At 71.1% G+C, this 14,335-nt stretch carries 12 protein-coding genes; 6 read left to right on the top strand and 6 right to left on the bottom strand.

Translation table 11 applies throughout. The features are described 5' to 3' along the window. The 3 genes from FNH05_RS16430 to FNH05_RS16420 form a co-directional block, all read right to left on the bottom strand. A partial coding sequence (locus tag FNH05_RS16430) for a S8 family serine peptidase (RefSeq protein ID WP_144589131.1) occupies positions 1–2,985 on the bottom strand: 2,985 nt, incomplete at its 3' end. Positions 2,986–3,435: 450 nt separating this feature from the next. Then, entirely contained in the window at positions 3,436–4,527 is a 1,092-nt protein-coding gene (locus FNH05_RS16425) for a hypothetical protein (protein WP_144589129.1), read from the bottom strand. A 9-nt stretch (positions 4,528–4,536) separates the two neighbouring features. Beyond that, positions 4,537–5,532: a winged helix-turn-helix domain-containing protein gene (locus FNH05_RS16420; RefSeq protein ID WP_144589127.1), complete on the bottom strand. Its 996-nt coding sequence runs from the start codon at positions 5,530–5,532 to the stop codon at positions 4,537–4,539. A gap of 59 nt (positions 5,533–5,591) precedes the next feature. On the opposite strand from FNH05_RS16420, the gene FNH05_RS16415 reads away from it, so the two are divergent. The 4 genes from FNH05_RS16415 to FNH05_RS16400 are packed head-to-tail and all read left to right on the top strand — an operon-like array spanning position 5,592 to position 9,121. Further along, entirely contained in the window at positions 5,592–6,818 is a 1,227-nt protein-coding gene (locus tag FNH05_RS16415; RefSeq protein WP_144589125.1) for an MFS transporter, read from the top strand. A gap of 37 nt (positions 6,819–6,855) precedes the next feature. Continuing rightward, positions 6,856–7,260, top strand: a complete 405-nt coding sequence (locus FNH05_RS16410; RefSeq protein ID WP_144589123.1) for a GntR family transcriptional regulator — start codon at positions 6,856–6,858, stop codon at positions 7,258–7,260. A gap of 17 nt (positions 7,261–7,277) precedes the next feature. Beyond that, positions 7,278–8,150 carry an ABC transporter ATP-binding protein gene (locus FNH05_RS16405; RefSeq protein ID WP_144589135.1) on the top strand — a complete coding sequence of 291 codons (873 nt, stop codon included), beginning with the start codon at positions 7,278–7,280 and terminating at the stop codon, positions 8,148–8,150. Then, entirely contained in the window at positions 8,147–9,121 is a 975-nt protein-coding gene (locus tag FNH05_RS16400) for an ABC transporter permease (RefSeq protein WP_144589121.1), read from the top strand. The genes FNH05_RS16405 and FNH05_RS16400 overlap by 4 nt, the downstream gene beginning before the upstream one ends. A gap of 15 nt (positions 9,122–9,136) precedes the next feature. Here FNH05_RS16400 and FNH05_RS16395 read toward each other — a convergent pair whose 3' ends face one another. The 3 genes from FNH05_RS16395 to FNH05_RS16385 are packed head-to-tail and all read right to left on the bottom strand — an operon-like array spanning position 9,137 to position 12,141. Beyond that, positions 9,137–10,612 (bottom strand): ABC transporter permease, encoded by a 1,476-nt coding sequence (locus tag FNH05_RS16395; protein ID WP_144589119.1) that lies wholly within the window; start codon positions 10,610–10,612, stop codon positions 9,137–9,139. Then, on the bottom strand, positions 10,609–11,466 hold the full coding sequence (locus FNH05_RS16390) for an ABC transporter ATP-binding protein (protein ID WP_144589117.1): 858 nt from the start codon (positions 11,464–11,466) through the stop codon (positions 10,609–10,611). The genes FNH05_RS16395 and FNH05_RS16390 overlap by 4 nt, the downstream gene beginning before the upstream one ends. Beyond that, positions 11,467–12,141 (bottom strand): hypothetical protein, encoded by a 675-nt coding sequence (locus FNH05_RS16385; RefSeq protein WP_144589115.1) that lies wholly within the window; start codon positions 12,139–12,141, stop codon positions 11,467–11,469. 188 nt (positions 12,142–12,329) lie between these two features. On the opposite strand from FNH05_RS16385, the gene FNH05_RS16380 reads away from it, so the two are divergent. Together FNH05_RS16380 and FNH05_RS16375 are read left to right on the top strand one after the other, a co-directional pair. Then, positions 12,330–13,631 (top strand): sensor histidine kinase, encoded by a 1,302-nt coding sequence (locus tag FNH05_RS16380; RefSeq protein ID WP_144589113.1) that lies wholly within the window; start codon positions 12,330–12,332, stop codon positions 13,629–13,631. Further along, positions 13,622–14,269, top strand: a complete 648-nt coding sequence (locus tag FNH05_RS16375) for a response regulator (protein WP_144589133.1) — start codon at positions 13,622–13,624, stop codon at positions 14,267–14,269. Before FNH05_RS16380 ends, FNH05_RS16375 begins: the two co-directional genes overlap by 10 nt. The last annotated feature ends 66 nt before the right edge of the window (positions 14,270–14,335 follow it).

Raw genomic sequence — 14,335 nt, 5'->3', positions numbered from 1 at the left:
GGTGACGACCGTGCCGACGCCGAGCGGGAACTCCACGTAGCCCGCGTACCGCGTGGCCGGGTCGGCGCCCGTCCACGCGGCGGTCACGGTGAACGGTGTCCCGGGCCGCGAGGTCGAGACCATCGGCGAGACGGTGAGGTTCTTCCACCGGTCGGCCGCGGTCACCGGGGTGTACTGGAAGTGGTACGGCGTGGAAGTGGTACCGGCCTTGTCCCCGAGCGTGATGACCGCCGCGAGGTAGTCGCCCGGCGCGGGGTTGGGCACGGCGGCCACGGTGTCGGCGGTGAGCTTCCTCGAGATGTACACCAGCTTCTGCTGTCCCTGGTCGAAGCGCACGATCACCATGCCCAGCTTCGCGCCCGGATCATCGGTCTTGACCGAGAACTGGAGCGCCTTGGTGCCCGCGGGCACCGTCATGGTGTAGTCGTGCTCCTGGTCGCCGTAGTGGCCGGAGGACGCCGACACCGAACCGGCCTGCAGCGGTCCGGCGGTCAGCCCGTAGGGCGTGATCGGAAGCCGCGGGAAGCCGGGCGTCACCTCGTAGGAGACCGAGCCGGAAGCCCCGCTCCCGGCGACCGAAGCGGGGGCGATCGCGCTCCACGGGGTCACCGCGATCGGGCTGCGCACCGTGGTGCCGCCGCCGGTCCAGGTCAGGTGACCGGCCGCGGCCACCCCGGAGGGTGCGCTCACCTGGGTGAAGGTGACCTTGAACTCCTTGGTCTCGCCGGGCTTGGAGAAGTTCAGGATCGACGGGGTCACCGTCGCCTTGATACCGGGGAGGTCGACCGTGGCCCGGTACAGGCCCGGGGTGATCGCGGTGACCCGCCGGGTGACGGTCCGGGTGCCCAGGAGCTTCCCGATCGCGATCGACGGCGCGTTGTAGTCGCTCGGGTCGATCGCGCCGACCCCGGTGCCGGTGGCGATCCCCAGGCCCTCCAGGTACCCGAGCCAGTCCACATCGGACGAGTCGTACACCAGGCCGGGGTTGAACATCTTCGACGGGGTCACCTCACCGGCGCCCTGCGCGAACAGGTCGGCCGAGGGCTTTCCGTCCGCGGTCAGCGTGTCCGTCGCGGTGGTCATCAGTGCGGACTTGACCTGCATCGGCGACATCGTCGGGTACTTGCCGAGGTAGAGCGCGGCGAGACCGGCGATGTGCGGGGCGGCCATCGACGTGCCCGACATGAAGTCGAAGTCACGGCCGTTGTCCAGGGCGGAGGCGACCCCGGCGAGGATGCTCACGCCCGGGGCGGCGATGTCCGGCTTGAGCAGGTTTCCCTTGCTGCTGAGCGAAGGACCGCGTGAGGAGAACGAGGCCACCTGCGGGTACGGGGCTTCTTTGCCGCCGGGCTGCAGCGTGGCCACCGCACCCGCGGTGGCGGCGTAGGCCTTGATGGCCTGGGAGTCCGGGGGGTTGACGTGCACGGTGGGCACGGTGTGCAGGTCGCCGTCGAGGTCGAGCGGCATCGGGTTCGCCAGTACCATGCCCGCCCCGCCTGCCCTGGCCACCTCGGCGGACTTGGCCACACGCGCGTTGACCCCGCGGTCGCAGACCACGATCGTGCCGGCGACCTTCGCCGGGTCAAGGGTGTTCGCCTGGCACAGCGCCGCGTCGGCGGCGCTCGCGGTCGCGGTCTTGCCCGCCGTCGCGGTGATCAGCGGCTTCGGCCCGACCGGAGCGGTCACCGAGGTGCTGATGCCGCTGTACCGGGCGCCGTTACCGAGCACCACCGAGCCGGTGTACGGCTCCACGGTGCCGGCCGCGACGGTGGTCACCCACGGCGCCGTGTTGTCCAAGGTGGACGGATCGGGGCCGGAGTTGCCCGCCGCCGCGGAGACGAAGATCCCGGCCGAGGCCGCCGAAAGGAAGGCGAGCTGGATCGGGTCGTTCGGCTCGGCCTCCAGCAGGCTGCCGACCGAGTAGTTGATCACGTCCACCCCGTCGGCGACGGCCTGGTCGATGGCCGCGACGATGTCGGTGGTGTATCCACCGGTGGAAAGGCTGTCGACGCCCTCCCACAGTGCCTTGTACGTCGCGATGACGGCCCCGGGCGCGACCCCGGAGATCCTGCCGAAGTCGATGCCGTCGACCTTGGCCTGCACATCGGCGTCCCCGGCGGCGGTGGTGGCGGTGTGGGTGCCGTGGCTCTGGCCGTCCCGCGGTGAGATGTAGTCGGCGCGCTTCGCCGGCGGCACCGTCGACATCCAGGCGTCACCGAAGTAGCGGGCGCTGATCAGCTTGCTGTTGCAGGCGCCGGCGTCGAAGTCCTCGCCGGTCTGGCAGGTCCCGGTGAACGTGCTGCCGTCGGACTTGACCATCGTGGTCGTCTCGCCCTGGCGGTAGGGCCGGTAGGGGTCGGCGTCCGTGGGCGGCTCGCTGCCCAGCGGGGCCGCGGCCAGCGAGGGGCTTTCCGGCCAGATCCCGGTGTCGATGACCCCGACGACCACGCCCCTGCCCGCGTTGGCGGTGCCGCCCAGTGCCTTCCACAGTCCGTTGTCCCCGGACAGGCGGAGGAAATCCGTCGAGTTCCGGTCGTTGGTGGTGTGGTGCAGGACGTCCGGCTCGACCGACACCACGCCCGGGGTGGTCATCAGCCGCAGGGCCTGCACCCGGGACAGTTCGGCGGTGAAACCGTTGGTCGCGACGGAGTAGTGGCGGGCGGGCGTGACCCCCGCGGAGGCCGCGACCCGGTTCTGCTGATCGACCAGATAGTCCTGGTACCGGTGGGTGTTCGTGCTCTTGACGTCGACCTTGCGGCCCGAGGCGGGTTTTGTCGGGGCGATGCCGGCCACGCCGCCTTCGTAGGTGGCGACCGGTTTTTGCGCCAGTGTGACCAGGTACCGGCCGGGAGCCGGGTCCTGATTCTGCGCGGAACCGGCGGGGGCCGCCTCCGCGGGCAGGGACAGCAGGGGCAGCGCCAGTGCGGCGGCCGCGATCACGGCCGCACCGCGCCAGGCGCTCGCTCCACGGGATCTCGGGGACACGTTTCTCCTTCGGATGAGAAGGCGAGGGGAAGCGATGACAAAAAATGACAGCAAACCGGTTTCGGTCCGCGTTTCGAGCGCGAAGGGGTATTTCGCGCCGGTCGATCAACTAGCCTGCAATACCGGGAGGCTCAACGTCAATATCGCCCATTCGGCCCAGTGGAACGCGCATTTCAATTGCCCGGAAAGGCGCGCGATCAAGAGTGATAGGGCAATTCGCGGAATCGAAAAAGGGCCGCCCGTGGGCGGCTCTTCGGGTTGTTCACGATGTTCAGCGGGGAAGGTGCGCGGCGAAGAGTCACTCGATCTTTGCCGCTCTTGCGTCTCGTCGGCGCACCGGACACGGCTCGCCGCTTCGACTGCTTTGGGCCGGAGAGACACCGCAGGTTGCAGGAGTGTGACCCGGTTGCACTTCCCGTGTTTGTCGCGTCTCCGGGAAATGGGAACGTGTCACACCGCGGTCACACGTCGCCGTTTCCGGTCGGTGATCGCGCAGACCGCACCGCCCGCGAGCATGAAACCGGCCGCGGCCGCCAGCAGGCGGGCTTCCGGCAGTCCGTGCGCGAGCAGGTCACCGGCCGTCGCCCCGGCGCACCCGGCCAGTACGGCCAGTGCCAGCGTCCGCGCGAGTTCGCGCGGCCAGCCCAGCCACAGCGCCCGGGCCACGAGCACGGCGCCACAGGCCAGGGAAACGGCGGTGGTCCCGAAGTTCAGGCCGTAGCGCAGGGGCAGGGCCGGGACGAAGAACAGCAGCAGGAACCAGCCCAGGCAAGCGCATACCGCACCGATCGCCGGACCGGCCCGGCCTGGACCGCGCGCCGCCCACCAGCGCGCCCCCGCCAGCACGGCGATCGCGAAGGCGGACCACGGCAGCCAGGCGGTGGCATGGGCGAGGTTGTAGAGCAGGGCGGTGTCGTACACCGCGAGTACGAGGGAACCGAGCGCGGCGAGCGAGACGACCAGCGGCACCAGGCGCGGCTCCCGGTCCGGCCCGGGGGCCAGACGGCCGGCCGCGATCGGCACGAGCAGCCCGGACAGCGCGCGAAGCACCAGATCGCCGGTGGTGTAGGGATTGTGCAGCGACCATTCGATCAGGCAGAACGTCGCGGTGTAGGAGGCCGATACCGCCCAGCGCGCTGCCAGTGCCCGCCCGAACACGGGGGCGCCGCACCACCGGCAGACGGTCAGGTAGGCCAGCAGGACGAACGGCAGTTCCAAAAACGCCTGAACGCGCAGCACCGTCGGCGACAGCAGGCCCGGCGCGGGGAACGCGTCGGCGAACCGGCCGGGATCGGCCAGTGCGAACCAACCGGCGGGCAGGTAGCGCGCGATGCGGGAAACGTCTCCGTGCCATTCCCGCCACACGTACACGGTGAACAGCACCTGGTTGACGAAGAGCAGCGCGGTCACGACCAGCAGCCAGAATCCTGGATGCCGCGCCCAGCCGCGTTCCCGTCGCACGGGGGAGTTCATGCGGGGGAGTACCAGCACCGCGTAAGCGGTCGTGACGGTGATCAGTGCGGCGAGCGCGACCGTGCCCATCCGGCCAGCCTAGGCAGGGGGTTCGCAAACGCTTTCGTGCCCGGCGGTCAGGGCGTCACCGGCGGCGGTGCGGCGGTAGACCACGCGGCGGCCGATCCGCGCGCCGACGATCAGGCCCGCCTCCCGGAGCACGGCGAGGTGACCGCCGACGGTGCCCAGGGAAAGCCCGAGTTGCGCGGCCAGTTCGCTGCTGGTCCCGGGCCGTTCGAGCGCGAGGAGGATCGTTGCCCGGTTTCCTCCGACGAGCCGCCCGAGGGCATCCCGGGTCGGCCGCCGCCCCATCGCCGCGACCCCGCGCACGGGATAGACCAGGGCGTGGCGGGCCGGTGGTTCCTCGCACAGCCAGGAGCCGCTCGACACACTCACGGGCACGAACAGCATCCCGTCCTCGCCCACGATCCGGTCCGGGCCGGGCCGGTCGCTGAACCGGATCGCGTCCGCACCGACCCAGGCGCTCCGGCGGCTCATGCGCCGCAGCGCCCGGGGCCAACCGTAGGCGGCCAGCAGGCCTGCGCGGTAGGTGACGTCTCGTTCCAGCAGCGCCCGGCGGCGCGGCCATTCCGCGACGACATGGCCGTGCCAGACCGCGTCGAGCAGTGCGGCGGTCCTGGCCGCCCAGCCGCCGCCGCGCAGCCAGCTCAGGTCGTGCTCCTGCCAGCTGCGTTCGACGGACTTCTCCAGCCCGGCGCGGACGGTGTCGTCCGAGGCGGCGGACACCTTGGCCAGCTCGCCGTCCAGCGTCGTGCGCATCCCGCCGTCCGGGGGGAGCGTCAGGTAGCCGGGCAGCCATTTGGTCGAGCCGAGCAGGCGCACCAGGCCGCGGGCGAACGGGTCACCGTCGAGGACCCGGGTGAAGGTCTCCTGATGGGACGCGTGCCAGTCGGACAGTCCGGGCAGCGGGGTCCGCTTGCCCAGCGTGATCATCGTCCCGAGCGTTTCGGCCAGCGGTGACAGCGCGAACCGCGATCGCGCCAACGCCGTCGAATTCAGCCGCAGCAGCACCATCTTTCGCCTCCACGCGAAACGATAGTGCCCGCCGCGGAGCTTCCCCCACACTCCGCCCGGTGTCTTCCTCCTCGTTCTGGCGGACCGGTTTCCGCTGGTTCTTCGCCGGTCAGTTGATTTCCCTGCTGGGCAGTTCCCTGGCTCCGGTCGCGCTGGCGTTCGCCGTGCTGGACGCGTCCGGCCGCCCGGGTGATCTCGGCGTCGTCCTGGCCGTCCGCATGCTGCCGATGCTGGCCTTCCTGCTGGTGGGCGGCGTGGTGGCCGACCGCTTCCCGCGCCGCGGCGTGCTGGTGACCGCCAACCTCGGTTCGGCGCTCACCCAGGGTGCGGTCGCGATGCTGCTGCTGAGCGGGCGGTACTCCCTGCCCGCGGTGGCCGCGCTGGAGTTCGCCAACGGCGTGCTCACCGCGTTCACCACACCCGCGCTGCGCGGGGTGCTCCCGGAACTGGTGGACCGGAATCGGCTCCGGGAGGCCAATTCGGTGCTGAGTTCGGTGCGCAACGCCACGAAGATCCTCGGTCCGAGCCTGTCCGGCGCGCTCGTGGCCGTGGCGGGCAGCGGGCCCGCCATCGCCTTCGACGCCGCCACCTACCTGCTCGCGGCCGCCTGCCTGGCGCGACTGCCGGTCGGGTCGAGGGCACCGGGCAAGGCGGGTCTCCTGCGCGAGTTGCGCACGGGCTGGGCGGTGTTCCGCGGTACGCGCTGGGTTTGGCTGGTGACATCGGCCTTCTGCGGGTTGAACCTGGTCCAGACCGGGACCTGGCAGATCCTCGGTCCCGTACTCGGCGGGCAGGCCGGTGGTGCCCCGGTGTGGGGTGCCGTGCTCAGCGCCCGCGGTGCCGGCCTGCTCGCCATGGGCATGGTGATGTACCGGGTGCGGGTGCGGCGCCTGCTGCGGCTCGGTCTGCTCGCCGGTTCGTTCGGGGCGCTTCCGCTGCTGGCTCTCGGCGCACACCTGGCCGTACCGTGGCTCGTCGCCGCGGCGTTCACCGGCGGCATGGGGTCCGCGGTGCTCGGAATCAGCTGGGAAACCTCGCTCCAGCAACACATTCCCGCGCAGGCGTTGTCGCGGGTGTCCGCCTACGACGACCTGTTTTCCTATCTCTCGAACCCGGTGGGGCAGTTGAGCGTCGGCCCGCTCGCCGCGGTGTTCGGTGGTTCCACGGTCGCCACCGTCGCCGGGATCTGCTACGTCCTCGTGATGGTGCTCCCGTTGTCGTCCAGTGAGGTCCGCCGCCTGCCCGCGCTTGACAGGGAGGAGGAGCGCGGGCAGGCTGTCCTATAGTCCTACTGTCGTAGGACAAGTAGGAAAGGGTCACTGGGTGATCGAGTTCGTGCTGGACGGACGGTCGAAGGTCAACACCTATGTGCAGCTGGTGCAGCAGGTGAAACAGGCGCTCCGGGTGGGCCTGCTGGAGCCGGGGGACCAGCTGCCGAAGGTGCGCGACGTGGCGCAGTCGCTGGCCATCAACCCGAACACGGTCCTCAAGGCCTACCGCGAACTGGAGCTCGAAGGGCTCGCGGAAGGCAGGCCCGGGGTGGGCACGTTCGTCAAGCGGACGCTCGCGGGCGCGTCGCTGGAGAACCAGGGTGAGCTGCGCGCGGAGTTCGCGGACTGGCTCCGGCGGGCGCGCGAGGCGGGGCTGTCCCCGGAAGACATCAGGGCATTGGTCGAAACCACCATGCGGGCCACGGCGGTGGAACCGCGTCAGGAGGCAAAACCGTGAACGACTTCGTACTCCAGATGCGTGGTCTGGGGAAGAGATACCGGAACAAATGGGCGGTGCGGGACTGCACGCTGCGACTGCCCGCGGGCCGGGTCGCCGCGCTCGTCGGGCCGAACGGGGCGGGCAAGAGCACGCTGTTGCACATGGCGGTGGGGCTGCTGCGCCCGGACGCCGGACAGGTGCGGGTCTTCGGCGAAGATCCCTACGGCAACAACGCGGTGCTGGGCGAAATCGGTTTCGTCGCTCAGGACACCCCGCTCTACCGTGACTTCACCGCCGCCGAACTGGTCACCATGGGCGGCAGGCTGAACCGCCGCTGGGACGCGAACCTCGCCCGCGAGCGGCTCGCCCAGCTCGGCATCCCGCCGAACCAGCCCGTCGGCAAGCTGTCCGGCGGGCAGCGGGCGCAGGTCGCGCTGGCACTCGCCATGGCGAAACGGCCGCGGCTGCTGCTGCTCGACGAGCCGGTGGCGAGCATCGACCCGCTGGCCCGCCGCGAGTTCATGCAGGCGCTGATGGGCAGCGTCGCCGATTCCGGGACCACGGTGCTGCTGTCCTCGCACCTGCTCGCCGACCTGGAACGGGTCTGTGACCACCTGATCGTGCTGAACGCCTCGGAGGTCCGGCTCGACGGGGCGGTCGACGACCTGCTGGCCCGCCACCAGAGGCTCGTCGGCCCGCGGCAGCGGGACGCGGTCGTTCCCGGTGTCGAAGCCGTCATCCAGGCCAGTCACACCGACCGGCAGTCCACCCTGCTGGTCCGCACCGGCGGGCCACTCGGAAATCCCTTGTGGACGGAGCACGAAGTGACGCTCGAAGACCTCATCCTGGCTTATCTGGCCCAGGGCGAAACCCAGGACAGCCGCGACGCCTGGGGGGTGCCGGCGTGATCTGGCTGACCTGGCGGCAGCACCGCAGGCAGGCGCTGGCCGCGCTGATCACCTTCGCGGCGCTCGCCGCGTTCCTCGTCCCGACCGGGCTGGCGATGCGGCACACCTTCGCCACCCTCGGCCTCCCGGACTGCCTCCGGCAGTTGAGTTCCGGTGGTGGGGAGTTCGTGTCCACCGGTACGAGCGACACCTGCGGCACCGCGCTGAAACAGTTCAAGAACGAGTACGGCACCCTGTCCACGGCCACCATCCTGTTGGTCGTCCTGCCGCTGCTGGCGGGGTTGTTCTGGGGTGCGCCACTGGTCGCCCGCGAGGTCGAGCAGGGCACGCACCGGATGATCTGGACGCAGGGCGTGGGCAGGCGCCACTGGGCGCTGGTGAAGTTCGCTCTCGTCGGCGGTGCCGCGCTGCTCGTCTCCGTCCTTTATGGACTCGCGGTGTCCTGGTGGTATACGCCGCTGGCGCAGAGTGGAAACGGCCGTTTCGGCACCTTCGCGTTCGACATCCAGGGCGTCGCGCCGGTGGGGTACACCGCCTTCGCCGTGCTGCTCGGCGTGTACGCCGGGACGGTGTGGCGGAAGGTGCTGCCCGCGATGGCCGCCACGCTGACCGGGTTCGTCGCCGTCCGGATCCTGCTGACCGCGCTGGCCAGGCCGAACTACCTGCCCGCCCGCACCCTCACCTTCCCGGTGCGGGGCGCTTCCCCGACGATGGATCCGGCGCTGGGCAACTGGGTGGTCTCCCAGGACGTCCGCGACGCGACCGGCAAGGTGATCATGGCGAACGCCCAGGTCGGCTGTCCACCTCAGGACGCGACGTGCGCGGGCCTTTCGGAGGGCGCCTACAACCTGGTGCGGTACCAGCCCGGCGACCGGTTCTGGCTGTTCCAGGGCATCGAGACCGGAATCTTCGTCGTGCTCGCCGCGGTGCTGCTCTACCTCGCCCTGCGACGTCTCCACCGCATCGCCTGAAACGGGCACCGGCGCTCACCGCCGCTGGTGTCGGAGCAGATGGGCACCGAAGGCGAGAACCGCGAGGACGAACGCTGCCCCGGCCACGACCGGCGGTGGGGCGGTGAAGCCGTTCACCGCCAGGTACCACACCGGTAGGTAGACGGCCTGGAAAAGCCGTTGGGTGCGGCCGATTTCGCCGAGCGCCAGCGCGAGTGACGGGATGGCCAGCGCCGCGCCGGTCCAGGCGGCCATCCCGGCGCCGTCGCCGGCGAGTACCAGGCGCAGCAGCGGACCCGATCCCGTCAGCGCGGTGAGTACCAGTCCGGCGACCCATTCGGCGACCACCCGGCGATGCCCGGCCGGAGCCGCCTCGGTGAGTTCCGTGACCCCGTTCTCGTGTCGCTGGGCGCCGAGCCTGGACCAGAGCACGACCGGCCAGACCCAGGTCACCGCGAGCGCCGAGCCGGGCGCAACCCCGGTCACGGCCAGGCTCGCCACCGTCAGCACGGCCAGAGCGAGCCACCACCACGGCCGGACGCCCTGGACGAGAATGCGGAACTCGCCGGCGAACAGCCTTCCCATCGTGCTGCCGGCGCGGACCGCGGTCCGTGGCCGACTGAGGTTCAGCGGCGTGGTCGAGGCCCCGTGCGACGGTTGCGGCGCCGCCGCGGGCCCCCGTGCGGGATCGAACCGGTCGAACCACAGTGCGGGCAGGAACGCCGGAACCCCCGCCGCCAGCAGCAGCGCGAGCCGGATGAGGACGAAGGAGGCATCGGGCGCCAGCCCCGGCCACACGAACGTCTGCAATGGATGGTCGAGGTACATCAGCCCGAGGCCGAACTCGGCGCTGTCCGGGGCGGCCTGCTCCGCGCGCATCGACGCACCGACCGCGCGCATGCCCAGGACGGGCCCGCTCTGCCCGGCCACCACGAAGACCAGCCAGCCGAAGAACCACACGATGTTCCCCAGGCCCGCCCGTACCGGCGGTGCCGAATCGAACAGCAGCGCACCGGCCGCGGTCACGGCCAGGAGCGGCAGCGTGATCAGCGCGAACGGCAGCAGCAGAGCGGCGGGGTCGATCGCGGTGGACTCGCCTCTGACCAGTTGGAGCACCAGTGCCGTCGCGGCCAGGACACCGGTCATCGACGAGAGCACCAGGAGGTTGCTGAGGAACTTCCCGCCCAGATACTCGGATGTGCGCAGCGGGGTGGCGGCCAGCAGCGCACCCACCCCGCTGCGCTCGTCGCGGTCGACGGTGCCACGGACGAGGAAGAACCCCGCCAGCGTGAGCCACAGTCCCCCGGCGAGCGCGGTCACCGTCCCGAGGTAGGCGCTGTTGTAGAGGCCTCGGTAGCCTCCCGCGTCCAGGATCACCCATCGGGCGTCCGCGGGCGGTGCCGCCAGACAGGCGAGACCGGCCGCGCCGACCAGGATCGCGAGGTAACTGGGACGGCGCACCCGCTCCCGGAAGTCCGCGAGGGCGAGCGCGCCCACTGTCCGCGCGCTCATCGGACGAGGTGGAGGTAGGCGTCTTCCAGGTCCGGCGTCACCGCGACCGCGTCCGCCCCGGGCGGCGAAGGCGACAACAGGCGCACCCGGGTGCCCGCCGCGGTGTGGCTCACCCTGCTGACCACGAATCTCGCCTGCAAGGCGGCGATCTCGCCCGGCCCGGCCACAACCTCCCACACCTGGCCGTCCACCACGCGCAGGAGGTCCTCCGGCGCGCCCCGGTGGCGCAAGCGCCCGGCGGCGAGAATCGCGATGTCCCCGGCCACCGACTCGATGTCGGAGACTATGTGGGTGGACAGCAGCACCAGGCGGTCGGTGGCGAGGTCGCTCAGCAGGTTGCGGAACCGCACCCGTTCCTGCGGGTCCAGTCCCGCGGTCGGCTCGTCGACGACCAACACCCGCGGATCGGTCAGCAGTAGCTGCGCGATGCCGACCCGCCGCAGCATGCCGCCGGAGTAGCGGCCCAGCGGGCGCTTGCCCGCCTCGGTCAGGTTGACCAACTCCAGCACCTCCCCGATCCGCGCCCGCGCGGATCGGGCCGACACTCCTTTGACGGCCGCCAGATAGGACAGGAACTCCGTCGCGGTCAGGTGCGGATAGACGCCGAAGTCCTGGGGCAGGTAGCCCAGCGTGCGCCGGAGGGCCGATGGCTTGGCGACCACGTCGGTTCCTTCGAACAGCACCCGGCCGCTGCTGGGCCGGGTGATCGTCGCGACGATCCGCATCAGCGACGACTTTCCCGCGCCGTTGGGGCCGAGCAGGCCCACCAGCCCGGTGCCCAGCCGCATCGTCAGACCGTCCACGGCCCGCTTGCCCCCGCGGTAGACCTTGGTGACCTCCGTCAACTCGAGCATTCACGCGCCCCTTCGCACGGTCACTTCGCCCCGGTCACTGGTCACCACGGCGCGAGCGGGATCGGCGGACGGCGGCAGGGTGAGCTCGGCCAGGCCGCCGGCGTGCACCTCGACCCTGCTGGGTGCGACGATCAGCGCGACGTGGGCGTCCCCGTGGTCGGCGACGGCCGTGACGTCCGTCGACCGTGCCCCGGTGACCGTGAGGTTGGCAGTGGAGCACCGCAACCGGAGCGTGCCGACCGGGTCCTCGACCCGAAGCCAGCCTCGCGTCACGTCCGCCGTGAGATCCCCGGCGAACCCCGCGGACCGCACCGGACCGCCGTCGCTGGTCACCTCCACCGCGGTTTCCGGCGGTACCGCCACCACATTGAGCGAGCCGCAGTCCGGGACGAAGCCGCTGCAGGTCGCGCCCAGCCGGAGCCTGCCGTCCACCAGGGTCCACGACGCGTTGCCCTCCAGGGTGGCCTTGCCCCGCAGCGACCGCCGCACCTGGACCGTCCCGGCCGCGCCGGGCACGAGCCGCAGGTCGCTCTGCTCGTTCTCGATGACGAGTTTGGTGTTGTGGAAGGGAAAGTCGCGGCTTTCCTCACGGGTGGTGTTGACGGCGCGGAAGTCGGCGCAGCCACTGGCGAGCAACGCCACCGCGAGCAACCCTGTCCCTGACCTGCCCAGCACGGTCGGCTCCTGTTCCTACTCGGTGAAAATCTTGTGCCCAGCACATCACCGCGCGACCAGGCCCGGCACTACGTCCAGGCCCCCGACCGGAGGTAGGGCCAGGCATACCCCGCTACGGTGGCCGGCCGGATCGAAGGGCACCCGAGCTGCCGGTTAGCGTGGCAACCCGGACGAGAACGGGTGAACAGATGGCGCGGACGGTGCTGGAAGCACTGACCCGGCGGCGGTTCCTGCTGACCGGCTGGCCCTGGCGCGGGCTGGGCTACGTGGTGAGCACCGCGCCGGTGATGCTGACGGCGCTGCTGCTGGCCTTGCCGGGCCTGCCGTGGATCGCGCTCCTGAGCGCCGTGTTCGAGGGCCGCCCGCCCGCACTGGGCGAGTTCGTGGCGCTCGCCCTGCTCGGCGGCGCGTTGATCGCGGGCCTGGGGCCGTTGGTCACCATCCCGCTGAGCGCACTGGAGCGGCGGCGGCTTTCACTGGTGGACACCAGGGCGGCGGTCTCGGGCCACCGGGTACCGGCCGGTCCGCACTTGATGTCCTGGCTGCGGACCCGCTACACGGAGGCGGCCACCTGGCGCGAACTCGGCTATGGCTGCCTCACCCTCACCCTGATCCCGGTGCTGTACGGGGTCGCATTGTCCACAGTGGTGCTCGTCGGCAGTTTCCTTGCCGCGCCAGTGCTCGTATCCGGCGGTTCACCGGTAGCGCTGGGCTGGGCGCGGGTGGCCACGCCGGGGCAGGCGCTGCCGTTCGCGCTCGCGGGCTTGGCGCTGCTCCCGGCCGTTCCCTACCTGCTCGGCTTGCTGGCAGGCACGCACGCCGCGATGGCCCGCGCCATGCTCACCACGACCGCTCGCGCCGAACTGGTCGAGATGTCCCGCTCCCGAGCCCGGTTGGTGGACGCGTTCGAGGCGGAACGCCGCCGCATCGAACGCGACCTGCACGACATCGCGCAGCAACGACTGGTCGGCCTGACCCTGCACCTGGGTCTGGCCCGGCTCGACCTTCCGCCCGGCTCTCCGGCCGCGGGCGCGCTGGCCGAGGCCCACGAGCAGGCCAAGCAGCTCATGGCCGAGCTGCGCGACCTCATCCACGGCATCTACCCGCAGGTCCTCACCGATCTCGGGCTGCCCGCGGCGCTGCCCGCGCTCGCCGACCGGGCCGGGATCCCGGTGAGCGTGCGGGTCGACCTGCCCGAGCGGCCGCCCCGGCAGGTCGAGACCACCGCCTACTTCGTCACCGCGGAGGCGCTGACCAACATCGGCAAGCACAGCAGCGCCTCGGCCGCCGAGGTCACCGTCCGGCGCGATGGTGACCTGCTCGTCGTGGAGATCACGGACAACGGCCGTGGCGGAGCCACCCCCGGCCGGGGCAGTGGGCTCACCGGCCTGGCCGACCGGATCGCGGTGGTCGATGGCAGGCTGTGGTTGTCCAGCCCGGTGGGCGGGCCGACGGTTCTTCGAGCGGAGTTGCCTTGCCGATCCGGGTAGTGCTGGCCGAGGACGGTGTGCTGTTGCGCGCGGGCCTGGCCGGTCTGCTCGACCGATTCGGGTTCGAGGTGGTGGCCGAAGCCGGAGACGCGGCCGCGCTTCGCCTCGCGGTCACCGAGCACGGGCCCGACCTTTTGCTGACCGACATCCGGATGCCCCCGACTTTCCGCGACGAAGGGCTCCGTGCCGCCGTCGAGCTCCGCCGCGACCACCCCGGGCTCGCGGTGGTCGCGCTCAGTCAGTACGTGCAGTATGACTACGCTTCCGAGCTGCTGGGTTCCCGAGATGGCCGAGGAGTCGGCTACCTGCTGAAGGACCGGGTGGCCGACATCGAGGAGTTCGTCGCCGCGCTTCGCCAGGTGGCCAAGGGCGGCATGGTCGTCGATCCGCAGGTGGTGCGCCAGCTGCTGCGCCGCCCCAGCGATCCGGTCCACCGGCTGTCGCCCCGGGAACGGGAGGTGCTCGCACTGATCGCCGAAGGACATTCCAACAGCTCGGTCGCCGAACGGCTTGTCGTGTCCGAAGCGGCCGTGGGAAAGCACATCGGCAACATCTTCGCCAAGCTGGACCTGCCCCCGGCGGACGACGTCCACCGCCGGGTCCTCGCCGTGCTGGCCTACCTTCGGCACAACGAGTGACCGGCGGCGATGCCGTCCCGGGCTTTTCCTCAGCCCGGGGTGAGAACGAGGGTCACCGTGCGGTTG

The sequence above is a fragment of the Amycolatopsis rhizosphaerae genome (assembly GCF_007713715.1).
GTDB lineage: Bacteria > Actinomycetota > Actinomycetes > Mycobacteriales > Pseudonocardiaceae > Amycolatopsis_E > Amycolatopsis_E rhizosphaerae.
Note: the sequence above shows the minus strand (reverse complement) of the source record. Positions and strands in the feature narration are given on the sequence as shown.